Here is a 14,498-nt window from a genome sequence, read left to right on the forward strand (position 1 = left end):
CCGGCGCCGACGGGTCCGCGGGTCAGAGCGTCATCGGGCGCACCTGCGGCCCGATCGGGCGCGGCAGCTTGGTGGACCCGCTGAGGTACGCGTCCACGCCGGCGGCGCAGGAGCGTCCCTCGGCGATCGCCCAGACGATCAGCGACTGGCCCCGGCCGGCGTCACCGCAGGCGAAGACCCCCTCGACACCGGTCATGAAGTTCTCGTCGCGCGCCACGTTGCCGCGGCGGTCCAGGCCCACGCCGAGCTCGTCGACCAGGCCCTCGGCCTCGGGCCCGACGAAGCCCATCGCCAGCACCACCATGTCGGCCGGGATCACCCGCTCGGAGCCCTCCACCGGGCTGAACCCGCCCGTGCCGTTCGGCTTCACCTCGACCAGCCGCAGCTGGCGGACGTGGCCCTCCTCGTCGCCGATGAACTCGGTGGTCGACGCCTCGAAGATCCGCTGGCCACCCTCCTCCTGGGAGGTCGAGACCCGCCAGACCGCCGGGTAGGTCGGCCACGGCTGGTTGGCCGGACGGTCCTGCCCGGGGGCGGGGAAGATCTCCAGCTGGCTGACCGACGCCGCGCCCTGACGCAACGCCGTGCCGATGCAGTCCGACCCGGTGTCGCCGCCGCCGATGACCACCACGTGCTTGTCGGTCGCCACGATCTGGTTCTCGACCGTACGCCCGCGGGCGACCCGGTTGGCCTGCGGCAGGTAGTCCATCGCGAAGTGGACACCATCGAGCTCGCGCCCGGGGGCCGGCAGATCCCGCGGCCGGGTCGAGCCCATCGCCACCACGACGGCGTCGTAGCGCGACTTCAGCTGGGTCCAGGTGATGTCGGTGCCGATGGTGACACCGGTGCGGAACAGCGTGCCCTCGTCCTTCATCTGCCGGATCCGGCGGTCGAGGACCGACTTCTCCATCTTGAACTCCGGGATGCCGTACCGCAGCAGGCCACCGGGGACGTCGGCCCGCTCGAACACCGCCACGGTGTGACCGACCCGGGTCAGCTGCTGGGCGACCGCGAGGCCCGAGGGCCCCGAGCCGACCACCGCGACGGTGTAGCCGGTGTGCCAGTCGGGTGCCTGCGGCTGGATGTAGCGATCCTCCCAGGCGCGCTCGGCGATGGAGACCTCGACGCCCTTGATCGCGACCGGGTCGCCGTTGATGCCGACCACGCAGGCCGTCTCGCACGGTGCCGGGCACAGCCGCCCGGTGAACTCCGGGAAGTTGTTGGTCGCGTGCAGCCGGTCGGCCGCGGCCTGCCAGTCGTCGCGCCAGACCAGGTCGTTCCACTCCGGGATGATGTTGCCGAGCGGGCAGCCGTAGTGGCAGAACGGGATGCCGCAGTCCATGCAGCGGGCCGCCTGGGTCGTGATGATCGGCAGGAACGCGGCGGCGGGGCCGCCCGGGTAGACCTCGTTCCAGTCCTGCACCCGTTCCTCGACGTCCCGACGCGGCGGGTGTTCGCGGGGGAACTTCATGAAACCACGGGGATCAGCCACGGGTCGCCTCCATCATCTTGGCGGTGGTCGCTTCGTCGTCGAGGCCCTCGGCCTCGGCCTGGGCCCGGGCCGCCAGGACCCGGGCGTAGTCACGGGGCAGCACCTTGGTGAACCGCTGCCCGATCACGGTGTCGGGGGCCTGACCGGCGAGCAGCCGACCGGCGACCGCCGACCCGGTCTCCCGGCAGTGCCGCTCCAGCAGGGTGCGGACCAGCGCGACGTCGGTGGCGTCCAGCGCCATCGGGTCGGCCAGCTCGGTGTTGAGCCGGTGCCGGTCGAGGTCCAGGACGTACGCCACGCCGCCGGACATGCCGGCCGCGAAGTTGCGTCCGGTCGGGCCGATCACCACCACGGTGCCACCGGTCATGTACTCGCAGCCGTGGTCACCGACGCCCTCGACCACGGCGGTGGCCCCGGAGTTGCGGACGCAGAACCGCTCGCCGACCTGGCCGCGCAGGAACAGCTCACCGGAGGTGGCGCCGTAGCCGATCACGTTGCCGGCGATGATCTCGTCCTCGGCGACGAAGGTCGCGTCGGCCTGGGGCCGGATGATCACCCGGCCGCCGGACAGGCCCTTGGCGACGTAGTCGTTCGAGTCGCCGTGCAACCGCAGGGTGAGGCCCCGGGGGATGAAGGCGCCGAAGCTCTGACCGCCCGACCCGGTGAAGGTGATGTCGATCGTGTCGTCGGCCAGGCCCTTGCCCTCGGTGGCCATGGTGATCTCGTGACCGAGCAGGGTGCCGACCGTACGGTGCACGTTGCGCACCGGGATCGAGCCCCGCACCGGCGCCGGCGTACGACCCTCACGGGCCGCCGCGAGCACCGGTGCGACCAGGTCCATCAGCTCCATGTCGAGCTGCTTGTCCAGGTCGTGGTCCTGGTCCACCACATGGCGGCGCGCGGTCGCCTCCGGCACCGACGGCTGGTGGAGGATCGGGCTGAGGTCCAGCCCGGCCGCCTTCCAGTGGTCCTCCGCGGAGCGGGTGTCGAGCTGGTCGGAGCGGCCGATCGCCTCCTCCAGGGTGCGGAAGCCGAGCTCGGCGAGGATCTCGCGGACCTCCTCGGCGATGTACTCGAAGAAGGTGACGACGAACTCCGGCTTGCCGGTGAACTTCGCCCGCAGCTCCGGGTTCTGGGTGGCCACGCCCACCGGGCAGGTGTCCAGGTGGCAGACCCGCATCATCACGCAGCCCTCGACCACCAGCGGGGCGGTCGCGAATCCGAACTCCTCGGCGCCCAGCAGCGCCGCGATGACGACGTCGCGGCCGGTCTTCATCTGGCCGTCGGCCTGGACGACGATCCGGTCGCGCAGCCCGTTGGCGATCAGCGTCTGCTGGGTCTCGGCCAGGCCGAGCTCCCACGGGGTGCCGGCGTGCTTGAGCGAGGTCAGCGGCGCAGCGCCGGTGCCGCCGTCGTGGCCGGAGATCAGCACGACGTCGGACTTGGCCTTCGCCACGCCCGCCGCGACCGTGCCGACACCGGACTCGGAGACCAGCTTGACGTGGATCCGGGCCTGCGGGTTGGCGCACTTGAGGTCGTGGAGCAGCTGCTTGTGATCCTCGATCGAGTAGATGTCGTGGTGCGGCGGCGGTGAGATCAGGCCGACGCCCGGGGTCGAGTGCCGGGTCTTCGCGACCCACGGGTAGACCTTCTGGCCGGGCAGCTGGCCGCCCTCACCGGGCTTGGCGCCCTGGGCCATCTTGATCTGGATGTCCTCGGCGTACGACAGGTACTCCGAGGTCACGCCGAACCGGCCGGACGCGACCTGCTTGATCTTCGAGCGACGCGCCGGGTCGTGCAGCCGCTCCGGATCCTCGCCACCCTCACCGGTGTTCGACTTGCCGCCGATCCGGTTCATCGCGATCGCCAGGGTCTCGTGCGCCTCCATCGAGATGGAGCCGTACGACATGGCGCCGGTGGCGAAGCGCGGGATGATCGCCTCGATCGGCTCGACCTCGTCCAGGTCGATCGGCTGACGGTTGTGGCGGAACTTCAGCAGCCCGCGCAGCGTCATCAGCCGCTCGGAGGTGTCGTTCACCCGCTCGGTGTACTGCTTGAAGATGTCGTAGCGGCGGTTCCGGGTGGAGTGCTGGAGCCGGAAGACGGTCTCCGGGTCGAAGAGGTGCTCCTCCCCCTCGCGGCGCCACTGGTAGTCCCCGCCGATCTGCAGCCGACGGTGCGCCAGCGGGATGCCGTCGACCGGGTAGGCGACGTCGTGGCCGGCCCGGATCTGGAGGTGGACCTCCTCCAGGCCCAGACCGCCGATCTTCGAGGTGGTGCCGGTGAAGTACTTGTCGATCAGCTCCTGGGACAGCCCGACGGCCTCGAAGATCTGCGCGCCGGTGTAGGAGGCCACGGTGGAGACGCCCATCTTGGACATCACCTTCAGCACGCCCTTGCCCAGCGCCTTGGCGACGTTGGCCACGGCCCTGGCCGGCTCGACCGTCACGAAGGTGCCGGTGCGGGCCAGGTCCTCGGCGGTCTCGAAGACCAGGTACGGGTTGACCGCTGCGGCGCCGTAACCGATCAGGGTGCTGACGTGGTGCACCTCGCGGACGTCGCCGGCCTCGACGACGATCCCGACCTTGGTGCGGGTCTTCTCCCGGACCAGGTGGTGGTGGATCGCGGCGGTGAACAGCAGCGACGGGATCGGCGCCCACTCCTGCTTGGCGTGCCGGTCGGAGAGCACCAGGATGCGGGCCCCGTCGGCGATCGCCGCGGAGGCCTCCTCGCACAGCTCGTCGAGCCGGTGCTCCAGGGCCTCGGTGCCCGACTCGATCGGGTAGAGCCCGCGCAGGACGTGCGACTGGTAGCCGGGCAGGTTGCCGTCCTGGTTGATCCGGACGATCTGGGTCAGCTCGTCGTTGTTGAGGATCGGGAACGGCAGCACGATCTGGCGGCAGGACGCCGGGCTCGGCTCGAGCAGGTTCTGCTCCGGGCCGATGGTGTTGAACAGGCTGGTGACCAGTTCCTCACGGATGGCGTCCAGCGGCGGGTTCGTCACCTGGGCGAAGTGCTGGACGAAGTAGTCGAACATCAGCTTCGGGCGCTGCGACAGCACCGGGATGGGCGCGTCGGTGCCCATCGCGCCGATCGGCTCGGCACCGGTGTTGGCCATCGGCGCGATGATCTTGCGCAGCTCCTCCTCGGTGTAGCCGAAGACCTGCTGGCGGCGGGTGACCGACGCGTGGGTGTGCACGACGTGCTCGCGCACCGGCAGCTCGGACAGGTTGAGGCGGCCTTCGCCCAGCCAGTCTCCGTACGGTGCCTGGGCCGCCAGGCCCCGCTTGATCTCCTCGTCGGGGACGATGCGGTGCTCGGCGAGGTCGGCGAGGAACATCTGGCCGGGCTTCAGCCGGCCCTTGGCGCGCAGGTCGTGGTCGGCGATGTCGAGCACGCCGGACTCCGAGGCCAGCACCACCAGGCCGTCGTTGGTGATCCAGTAGCGACCGGGACGCAGGCCGTTGCGGTCGAGGACCGCGCCGATCTGGGTGCCGTCGGTGAACGTCATGCAGGCCGGGCCGTCCCACGGCTCCATCAGGCAGGCGTGGTAGGCGTAGAAGTCGCGCACCTCCTGGGGCATGTCGTGGTTGTTCTCCCAGGCCTCCGGGATCATCATCAGCACCGCGTGCGGCAGGCTGCGACCGCCGAGATTGAGCAGCTCGACCACGGAGTCGAAGGACGCCGAGTCGGACGCCGTCGGCTCGCAGATCGGGAAGAGCCGGTCGAGCGAGCCCGGGATCAGCGGGGTGTCGAGCAGCGCCTCCCGGGCGCGCATCCAGTTCTTGTTGCCGCGGACGGTGTTGATCTCGCCGTTGTGGGCGACCATCCGGAACGGGTGCGCGAGCTCCCAGGCCGGGAAAGTGTTGGTGGAGAACCGGGAGTGCACCACGGCCAGCGCGGAGGTCATCCGCTCGTCGTGCAGCTCGGGGAAGACCTCCTCCAGCTGCATCGTGGTCAGCATGCCCTTGTACACCAGGGTGCGGGCGGACAGCGACGGGAAGTAGACCTTGGCCTCGCGCTCGGCGCGCCGGCGCAGGCCGTACACCATCCGGTCGACCTCGAGGCCGCTGCGGACCCCGGTGGCCGGGGTGACGACCAGGTGCTCGAAGTGCGGCATGACGTGCAGCGAGACAGGGCTCAGCGTGTCGGTGACGACCGGCACCGGACGCCAGCCGACGATCCGCAGGCCCTCCTCGAGGGCGATCTGCTCGATCTCCTTGCGGGCGGGGCCGCGGCGGGACTCCTTGGCCGGCAGGAAGGCCATGCCGACCGCGTACGTGCCGGGCGCCGGGAGCTCGAACTCGCACACGTCACGCAGGAACGTGTCGGGCACCTGGAGCAGGATGCCCGCACCGTCGCCGGCGGCTTCGTCGGCGCCGGTGGCACCGCGGTGGTCGAGGTTGCGCAGGGCCTCGAGGCCCTGCTCGAGGATCCGGTGGGACGGTTCGCCGCTCAGCGTGGCGACGAAGGCCACACCACACGCATCGTGTTCGTACATCGGGTCGTAGAGACCCTCGCCGGCGATGCCCTCCCGCGCCTGGAGCGCACTGTCAGGAGCCATGTTCTTCCCCTCGGACAAGCCGCGTCGTCACCTCAGCGGTGAGAACGGGCGGTGGGACGGTGACCAGGTCGGCGGCGAAAGCAACCCCCGACCGGCGCGACCGTACGGATGTGGACCCACCGTCGGCTCCGTTGCGCGACGGCAGTGTTCCAAGGACACATAATCGACCAACGAAACGACCGTGTAAATACCGATCCCGCCCGTGTAACACGATTGACCGAGCCCGTAACACAGTTGTCATCTGGGCGACATCGGTGGCCTCGGGTCAGGCCCGGGTGAGCAGTTCCCGTCCGTACGGCGACATCCCGCGGGCGCGGCGGGACCGGACGTAGACCCAGCCGGTCGCCACCCCGCCGATCACCGCGGTGAGGGCGATCACCCAGGCGGCCTTCGTCACCCCGGTCTCCTCGGGCAGCAGGAGGTAGAGGGCGAGCAGCAGGCCCCACTGGAACAGGCTCGCGACGATGATCTGGCCCCGGCGCATCTCCTCGACCAGGGTGCCGACCATCATCGACCAGCCGATCGAGGCGATGACGACCAGCAGCCCGTACGTGACGCCGAAGCGCCAGGTCATGGCGGTCAGCAGGCCCCAGACCAGGCCGGTGGCCAGGGAGCCGACGAACCAGCCGTACGCGGCGGCCAGGGTGGGACGGACGACGCCGCGCCAGGCGAGCTCCTGGGCCACCGCGAGCGGGACGTACGCCGCCGCCCGGGCGATCAGCGGCAGCCCGGCGTCCACATCGATCCGCGGGACCGGCATCCAGCCGAACATCAGGCACAGCTGGTTCCAGACCACCATGCTCGCGACGACCATCATCAGCACCGCGACCCCACGGCGCACCACCCGGACGTCGAGGCGGGCGTCGAAGCGGGTCCGCAGCCCGGGCAGCCGCCGGCGGGTGAGCAGCACCAGGCCGACCCCCAGCAGCGGGGCGAGGGTGGGCGCATCGAGGCGCCCGGAGTCGCGCAGTGACCAGCCGACCAGCAGCCGGTCCGCCGCGACCACCAGGGCCACCGGGAGGGCGAGCACCGCGACGGCCAGCCAGGCCTCCGCCGGTGTCGGCGCGGAAACCGGCGGCACGGCCGGTTTCTGCGCCGCCGTCGGCACAGGCGGTTTCTGCGCCGCCGTCGGCACGGCCGGTGTCGACGCGACGGGGGTCAGCCGGGTCGGCTCGGCCGGTGTCCGCGGGGACCGGGCGGGCGGCGACGGGACGGGCGGGGGATCGCCGGCGGGCGCGGCGGCGGTCATGCTGCCGGTTCCTCTTCCTCGGCACGGGCGGCGCCGCGGGGATCGACGGTCTCGGGCGTCTCGCGGGTACGGTGCCGCCGCAGGCTGATCAGCAGGGCGACCAGCGAACCGACGAAGACGACCAATGAGACGTACTCGTTGATCCGCCAGGTGCCCAGATGGTTGGCGGTGTCGATCCGCAGTCCTTCCACCCAGAACCGGCCGAAGGTGTAGAGCGCCACGTACAGCCAGAAGACCTGGCCGTGTCCGAGCCGGAACCGCCGGTCGAGCAGGACCAGCACCAGCGCGACGAGCAGCACCCAGAGGAGCTCGTAGAGGAATGTGGGGTGGAAGGTCGGGTACTGCTCGTACCCCACCGGGCGGTGCGCCGGGTCGATCTCCAGCCCCCACGGCAGCGTCGTCGGGCGGCCGAAGAGCTCCTGGTTGAACCAGTTGCCCAGCCGGCCGATCCCCTGGGCCACCGCCACGCCGGGGGCCAGCGAGTCGGCCATCGCGGCGAACGAGGCACCGCGGCGCCGACAGACGATCCAGACGGCCAGGGCGCCGGCGGCGACGGCGCCCCAGATGCCGAGGCCGCCGTTCCAGATGTAGAGGGCCTCGATCGGGTGGCGACCGGGGCCGAAATAGAGCTGGTGGTCAGTGATCACGTGATAGAGCCGGGCCCCGATGATGCCCACCGGGACGGCCACCAGGATCGCGGTCTCCAACGTCTCCTGGCCGCCGCCGCGGGCCTGCCACCGCCGCGAGGCGATGATCCAGGCCACCACGATGCCGGTCAGGATGCACAACGCGTAGGCCCGGATCGGGATCACCAGACCGGTGCCGGGGATCGGCAGCTCCCACACCCCCTGGGGCGGACTCGGGATCGACAGCGGCACCAGCGCCGTCGGGAGCAGCGGGAGCAGGGTCATCGGACCGCCTTTCGGGTCAACACCGGGCTCGATCCGACACCGGGTCGGATCCAACACCGGACGCCCGGGTCACCGGGCCACCGACACTCTAGCCAGTCCGTCCCACAGTGCACCGTGAGTGGGCGGCCACGCCGTCTCAGTGAGCGGCCCGCACCCCCCGGGCGAGGTCACCGGTGAGCGCGCGCAGGGCGGTCAGGTCGTCCGGGCGGCCGGCGTCGTCCGCTTCGAGGAGCGTACGCACCAGCGCCGAGCCGACGATGACGGCATCGGCGTAGGCGCCGATCTCCGCGGCCTGGGCCCCGTTCGAGACGCCCAGCCCGATGCCGATCCGGGTGTCGGGGCTGAGCGAGCGGATCCGGCCGGCGAGGACGTGGCCCGCTTCCGAGGTGGTGTTCCGGGCGCCGGTGACGCCCATCACCGCGGTGGCGTAGAGCCAGCCGCGCGCCGCCTCGGCGGTCAGCCGGATCCGCTCGTCGGTCGAGGAGGGGGCGACCAGGTAGATCCGGTCCACCCCGTGCGCGTCGGTCGCCGGGATCCACTCGTCCGACTCGTCCGGGGTGAGGTCGGGGGTGATCACTCCCGCTCCCCCGGCGTTGCGGAAGTCGCGGGCGAAGGCGTCACAGCCGTACTGCTCGATCAGGTTCCAGTACGACATCACGCACGGCGTCGCCCCCGCCGCGGCGACGGCTTCGGTCGCGGCGAGCACGTCGCGGACCCGGACCCCGCGCTCGAGGGCACGGGTGGCGGCGCGCTGGATCGTCACGCCGTCCATCATCGGGTCGGAGTACGGGATGCCGATCTCGACGATGTCGGCACCGGGCCCGTCACCCGGGTCGACCAGGGCCCGCATGGCGGCCAGCGAGCCGGGCACGGTCGGATAGCCGACCGGCAGATAGCCGATGAACACGGCGCGGTCCTCGGCCGCGGCGCGGTCGAAGACAGGGGTGCAGTTGCCGGGTGCGGTCATCTCACAGCTCCTCGGGGCGCGGTTCGGCGTGGGCGGCAAGGTCCTCGGGCAGTTCCACCGGGTCGCCGCCGTGGGTCCCGTCCACCTCGCCGGTGAGCCCGAACCATCGGGTGGCGGTCCGTACGTCCTTGTCGCCCCGCCCGGAGAGGGTGACCATGATCAGCGGCCGGGCGTCGGGATCGGTCTGCGCGATCCGGCGGCCCAGTCGGAGCGCACCGGCGACGGCGTGCGCCGACTCGATGGCCGGCATCAGCCCCTCGGTGCGGCTGAGCAGCCGGAAGGCCTCCATCGCCTCGGTGTCGGTGATCGGCTCGTACGTGACGCGGCCGACGTCGTGCAGGTAGGAGTGCTCCGGGCCGACGCCCGGGTAGTCCAGCCCGGCCGAGATGGAGTGCGACTCCATCGTCTGGCCGTCCTCGTCCTGCAGCAGGTAGGTGCGGGTGCCGTGCAGCACGCCGATCGAGCCGCCGGTGATGGAGGCGGCGTGCCGGCCGGTGTCGACCCCGTCACCGCCGGCCTCGAAGCCGTGCAGCGCGACGGAATCGTCGGGGATGAAATCGGCGAACGAGCCGAGCGCGTTGGAGCCGCCACCGACGCAGGCGCAGACGGCGTCCGGCAGCCGACCGTACGTGTCGAGGAACTGGGCGCGGGCCTCGGTGGAGATGACCCGCTGGAACTCCCGGACGATCTTCGGGAACGGGTGCGGGCCGGCGACGGTGCCGATCAGGTAGTGGGTGTCGTCGACGGTGGCCACCCACTCGCGCAGGGCCTCGTTCATCGCGTCCTTCAGCGTCGCCGAACCGGCCTCGACGGCGATCACCTCGGCGCCGAGCAACTGCATCCGGGCGACGTTGAGCGCCTGCCGGTCGGTGTCGACCTTGCCCATGTAGATCCGGCACTCGAGGCCGAACAGGGCGGCTGCGGTGGCGGTGGCGACGCCGTGCTGGCCGGCTCCGGTCTCGGCGATGACCCGCTTCTTGCCCATCCGCTTGGTCAGCAGGGCCTGGCCCAGCACGTTGTTGATCTTGTGCGAGCCGGTGTGGTTGAGGTCCTCGCGCTTGAAGACGACCCGGGCGTTGCCGCAGTGCCGGGAGAACCGTTCGGCCTCGGTGATCGGCGTCGGGCGACCGGCGTAGTTGACCCGCAGGTCCTCCAGCTGTGCCGCGAAGGCCGGGTCGCGCAGCGCATCCTCGTAGGCCTGCTCGAGCTCGGCCAGCGCCGCGTAGAGCGCCTCGGGCACGAACTTGCCGCCGAGCCGGTCGAAGTGGCCGCGGGTGTCGGGCAGCTCGCGTCCGTCCCAGGGCCGCTGGCCGGCCAGGTTGCCGGCCGGGGCGGGGGTGCCCAGGCCGGATGTGATCGGGGTGGGTGTGATCGAGCTGGGGGCGGTGTCAGCCACGGGGGGCCTCCTTCATGGCGCGGACGCCGGCGACGGGGTCGCCACCGGTGACGAGGGCCTGACCGATCAGGGCGACGTCGGCCCCCGCTTCGGCGAAGGCACGGACGTCGGCAGGGGTGCGGACTCCCGACTCGGCGACCCGGACCACGCCCGCCGGCACCAGCGGGGCCAGCCGGGCGAAGGTGCTGGTGTCCACCTCGAGGGTCTTGAGGTTGCGGTTGTTGATGCCGATCAGCACGGCGCCGAGGTCGACCGCACGCCGGACCTCGTCAGCGGTGTGGGCCTCGACCAGCGGCGTCAGCCCCAGGTCGAGGGCCACGGCGTGCAGCGAGGCGAGCTCGGCATCGTCGAGAGAGGCGACGATCAGCAGGGCGAGGTCGGCCCCGGCGGCGCGGGCCTCGAAGAGCTGGTAGGCGTCGACGACGAAGTCCTTGCGCAGCACCGGGATGTCGACGCGGGCCCGGACGGCGACGAGGTCGGCCAGAGAGCCCCCGAAGCGGTGCCGCTCGGTGAGGACCGAGATGGCGTCCGCGCCGCCCCGGGCGTACGCCTCGGCGAGCGCGGCCGGATCGGCGATCTCCGCCAGGGCACCGGCGGACGGGCTGGCCCGCTTCACCTCGGCGATGATCGAGATGCCCGGGGCACGAAAGGCGGGCAGCGGGTCGCGGGCCGGTGGCAGCGCCTCGAGGCGCCGCACCAGCTCATCCTGACCGGTGAGCGCGCGGCGCTCCTCCATGTCGGCGCGGGCCCCCGCGTTCAGCTCGTCGAGCACACCCATGCGGCTCTCCCTTCCTTTTTCCCTGACTGTTGTACCGCACCGGGCCAGGCGTCCCGAGCGGTGGAACACCCCGGCCTGCAGCGGTGCGACGTGCCGCGTTCCGGAACGGTGTCCTCTCCCCGGTGAGGCGACTTCCTCCGAAACGTGGCCCGTGAACGTCCTGCCCTTGAACAACGTGGCCCCGGACGTCGTGGGCTCGGACGTCGTGGCCCAGGGACGACGATGGGCGCCGCGGGCCGTCGGCCCGGGCGCCCATCTGGACCATGACCCGGGGAGGCGTCCCGGGCCGCGATCTCAGTCGTACGTCCTAGACGTTGTCGAGGCCCATCCCGCGCAGCACCGCCCAGGTGATCCAGGCGGCCAGGGCGATGACGCCGGCGACGGCGAGCAGCACCAGGTTGGGGGTCGGCACCATGGCGACGACACCGACGACGACCGCCACCATGAAGATGATGGAGAAGGCGTACGCGGCCGGCGACTTGCCGTGGTGGTACTTCTCCTCAGGGGCGTGGCCGATAGCGCTGTGACTCATCCTTGACTCTCCCTCTTCGGTGGCGCCTGGGGCGGTGCTTCTTGGGCCGAGGGTACCGCAGTTTCGGACGTCGGGTCGACGCCCGCGTCCAGGGCTTTCCACACCGCGGTCGCGTCGGTCAGGTCCACCGCCACCGGGCCCCGCTCGAACCGGGACCGGCGGGTCTCCCACCGCGGGGCGAGGACGACCAGCAGGCCACCGCCGACCGCGACCGCCAGACCGCTCGCGGCGTACGCCCAGGGCCAGCCGGTGCCGGTGAGCTGCCAGTCCACCGCCAGGGTGACCGAGCGCAGAGCCTCGGCGACGACGTCGGCGGCCGGCCGGGGCCGGGAGACGCCCAGGGCGACCATCCCGGCCCCGGCGAGGAGCACTACGGCGCCGAGGACCTGCCGCCCGCGGGCGGCGAGGGTCAGGGACAGCAACAGCCCGGCCACGGTCACCACGGCCAGGGCCTGGCTGAGGCTGCCGCTCGACACCGTGCCGCTCACCGGTGCGGTGGTCCCGGTCGCGTCGGCGGTCCACCACGGCTGGGTGCCGGTCACGAACGCGCCGATGGTGCCGACCAGCAGGGCGACGTACGCGACCGTACGCCAGCGTCCCGCGGGCCGGGGCGGGGCCTGCCCGGTGCCGGGGGCCGTCATGCGGGCACTCCGTCGAGTCCGCGCCAGCTGTCGGCGGCGGCGACCGCGCGGACCACGGCCATCGCCTTGTTGCGGCACTCCTGGTTCTCGGTGGCCGGGACGGAGTCGGCGACGATCCCGGCGCCGGACTGGACGTAGGCGGTGCCGTCCTTCATCAGCGCGGTGCGGATGGCGATCGCGACGTCGGCATTGCCGGCGAAGTCGAAGTAGCCGATCACCCCGCCGTAGACGCCGCGACGACTCACCTCGAGCTCGTCGATGATCTCCATCGCCCGCACCTTCGGGGCGCCGGAGAGAGTCCCGGCCGGGAAACAGGACAGCACGGCCCCGACTGCGTCGACGTCGTCGCGCAGGTGCCCGGTGACGCCCGCCTCCAGGTGCATCACGTGGGAGTAGCGACGCACCTTCATGAACTCGATCACGGTGACGGTGCCGGGCTCGCTGACCCGGCCGAGGTCGTTGCGGCCCAGGTCGACCAGCATGACGTGCTCGGCCCGTTCCTTCTCGTCGGCCAGCAGTTCCCGTTCCAGCGCCACATCCTCGGCGGCGGTCCGCCCGCGGGGCCGGGTGCCGGCGATCGGATGGGTGACGGCGTCGCGATCCGTGACGGTGACCAGGGCCTCGGGGCTGGACCCGACGATGTCGAAGCCGTCCAGCCGCAGCAGATAGAGGTACGGGCTGGGGTTGATCCGGCGCAGCACCCGGTAGACGTCCAGCGGGTCGGCCTGGGTGCGGATGTCGAAGCGTTGCGAGACCACCACCTGGAAGATCTCCCCGGCGCGGATCTCCTCGACGGCTGCCTCCACCGCTGCCTCGAACTCGGCGGGGGTGCGCTGCTCGACCACCTCGGGGGCGGTGCCGGAGTCGTCCACGGCGCGGACCAACGGCTGGCTGGGCTCGGCGAGCCGCCGGGCCATCTCCCCCACCCGGGCCACCGCGTCGGCGTACGCCTCATCGACGCGCTCGTCGGTGGCGTCGTGGTTGATGGCGTTGGCGATCAACCACAACTCGCCGGTGCGATGGTCCATCACGGCCAGGTCGGTCGCCAGCATCATCACCAGCTCCGGGACGTGCAGGTCGTCGACGCAGCCGTCGGGGAGCACCTCGAGGCGGCGCACGATGTCGTAGCCGAGGTAGCCGACGAAACCGTTGACGAACGGCGGCAGGCCCTCGGGCCGCTCGGTGCGCAGCACCCGCAGCGACTCGCGCAACACGTCGAGCGGCGCGCCGTCGGTCGGCAGGCCGACCGGGGGCTCGCCCGACCACACCGCACGACCGTCGCGTTCGGTGAGGGTGGCGCCGCTGCGGACGCCGATGATCGACCAGCGGGAGAACACCCCGTCCTCGGCGGACTCGAACAGGAAGGTGTGCGGCTCGTCACGGGCCAGGGCGGCGTACAGCCCGACGGGGGTCTCGGTGTCGGCCAGCACCTTGGCCCACACCGGGATCACCCGGGTGGTGTGGGCCTGCTCCCGGAACCCCTCCGGGGTCGGGAAGATCGGCAGGGCGGTCATCGGGCCTCCGGTCCGTCGGTCCCACCGGCGGTGAGTCGGAGGGTGCGGGTGTCGAAGCAGGAGCGGGTGCCGAGGTGACAGGCGGCACCCTCCTGCTCCACCTGCAGCAGCAGGGTGTCGCCGTCGCAGTCGAGCTCGACCTTGCGGACCCACTGGCGATGGCCGCTCTCCTCACCCTTGACCCACATCGTCCGGCGGCTGCGTGACCAGTAGGTGCCACGGCCGGTGGAGAGGGTGAGGGCGAGGGCCTCGTCGTTCATCCAGGCCATCATCAGCACCCGGCCGGTCGTCGCGTCCTGGGCGATGGCCGGCACGAGGCCGTCCGGGGTGCGCTTCAGAAGTGCCGCCACCTCGTCGGGCAGGGTGGTGACCACCACCGGGGTCTCGGGATCGGTCTGGTCAGGGTTCGCAGTCACCGTCCTATTGTGGCCCGTCACCGGCACCGCGCCCGTGG

The 14,498-nt window shown here is 71.7% G+C and carries 11 protein-coding genes; all 11 read right to left on the minus strand.

From position 1 onward, the window contains the following. Window positions 1-22: 22 nt before the first annotated feature. The 11 genes from VB059_RS02165 to hisI all read right to left on the minus strand — a co-directional run bounded on the left by VB059_RS02165 (window position 23) and on the right by hisI (window position 14,421). Complete coding sequence (locus VB059_RS02165; RefSeq protein ID WP_323420374.1) at window positions 23-1,492, minus strand: glutamate synthase subunit beta; 1,470 nt, start codon at window positions 1,490-1,492, stop codon at window positions 23-25. Continuing rightward, entirely contained in the window at window positions 1,485-6,056 is a 4,572-nt protein-coding gene (gene gltB, locus VB059_RS02170) for a glutamate synthase large subunit (RefSeq protein WP_323420375.1), read from the minus strand. The genes VB059_RS02165 and gltB overlap by 8 nt, the downstream gene beginning before the upstream one ends. 265 nt (window positions 6,057-6,321) lie before the next feature. Continuing rightward, window positions 6,322-7,137 (minus strand): hypothetical protein, encoded by an 816-nt coding sequence (locus VB059_RS02175; RefSeq protein WP_323420376.1) that lies wholly within the window; start codon window positions 7,135-7,137, stop codon window positions 6,322-6,324. A gap of 164 nt (window positions 7,138-7,301) precedes the next feature. Continuing rightward, window positions 7,302-8,186, minus strand: coding sequence for a prolipoprotein diacylglyceryl transferase (lgt, locus tag VB059_RS02180; RefSeq protein ID WP_416339476.1), 885 nt, complete (start codon window positions 8,184-8,186; stop codon window positions 7,302-7,304). Between the two features lie 166 nt (window positions 8,187-8,352). Beyond that, entirely contained in the window at window positions 8,353-9,183 is an 831-nt protein-coding gene (trpA, locus tag VB059_RS02185) for a tryptophan synthase subunit alpha (protein WP_323420378.1), read from the minus strand. A gap of 1 nt (window position 9,184) precedes the next feature. Next, window positions 9,185-10,501 (minus strand): tryptophan synthase subunit beta, encoded by a 1,317-nt coding sequence (gene trpB / locus VB059_RS02190; protein WP_323420392.1) that lies wholly within the window; start codon window positions 10,499-10,501, stop codon window positions 9,185-9,187. 70 nt (window positions 10,502-10,571) lie between these two features. Beyond that, window positions 10,572-11,357, minus strand: a complete 786-nt coding sequence (trpC, locus tag VB059_RS02195) for an indole-3-glycerol phosphate synthase TrpC (protein WP_323420379.1) — start codon at window positions 11,355-11,357, stop codon at window positions 10,572-10,574. A 307-nt stretch (window positions 11,358-11,664) separates the two neighbouring features. Then, window positions 11,665-11,889, minus strand: a complete 225-nt coding sequence (locus VB059_RS02200; protein ID WP_323420380.1) for a hypothetical protein — start codon at window positions 11,887-11,889, stop codon at window positions 11,665-11,667. Then, a complete protein-coding gene (locus tag VB059_RS02205) occupies window positions 11,886-12,530 on the minus strand; it encodes a Trp biosynthesis-associated membrane protein (protein WP_323420381.1) in 645 nt (214 codons plus the stop codon). Before VB059_RS02205 ends, VB059_RS02200 begins: the two co-directional genes overlap by 4 nt. Continuing rightward, window positions 12,527-14,044, minus strand: a complete 1,518-nt coding sequence (locus VB059_RS02210) for an anthranilate synthase component I (RefSeq protein WP_323420382.1) — start codon at window positions 14,042-14,044, stop codon at window positions 12,527-12,529. Before VB059_RS02210 ends, VB059_RS02205 begins: the two co-directional genes overlap by 4 nt. Beyond that, on the minus strand, window positions 14,041-14,421 hold the full coding sequence (gene hisI / locus VB059_RS02215) for a phosphoribosyl-AMP cyclohydrolase (protein ID WP_323420393.1): 381 nt from the start codon (window positions 14,419-14,421) through the stop codon (window positions 14,041-14,043). The genes VB059_RS02210 and hisI overlap by 4 nt, the downstream gene beginning before the upstream one ends. Between the last annotated feature and the right edge of the window lie 77 nt (window positions 14,422-14,498).

Origin of the sequence: Raineyella sp. (genome assembly GCF_034933565.1) — a bacterium.
Taxonomy (GTDB): Bacteria; Actinomycetota; Actinomycetes; order Propionibacteriales; family Propionibacteriaceae; genus Raineyella.

Excerpts from the sequence above, each read along its gene's own strand:
- trpA (WP_323420378.1), bottom strand. The coding sequence starts at position 9,183 with ATGACCGCACCCGGCAACTGCACCCCTGTCTTCGACCGCGCCGCGGCC.
- VB059_RS02200 (WP_323420380.1), bottom strand. The coding sequence starts at position 11,889 with ATGAGTCACAGCGCTATCGGCCACGCCCCTGAGGAGAAGTACCACCAC.
- VB059_RS02210 (WP_323420382.1), bottom strand. The coding sequence starts at position 14,044 with ATGACCGCCCTGCCGATCTTCCCGACCCCGGAGGGGTTCCGGGAGCAG.
- VB059_RS02205 (WP_323420381.1), bottom strand. The coding sequence starts at position 12,530 with ATGACGGCCCCCGGCACCGGGCAGGCCCCGCCCCGGCCCGCGGGACGC.
- gltB (WP_323420375.1), bottom strand. The coding sequence starts at position 6,056 with ATGGCTCCTGACAGTGCGCTCCAGGCGCGGGAGGGCATCGCCGGCGAG.
- trpC (WP_323420379.1), bottom strand. The coding sequence starts at position 11,357 with ATGGGTGTGCTCGACGAGCTGAACGCGGGGGCCCGCGCCGACATGGAG.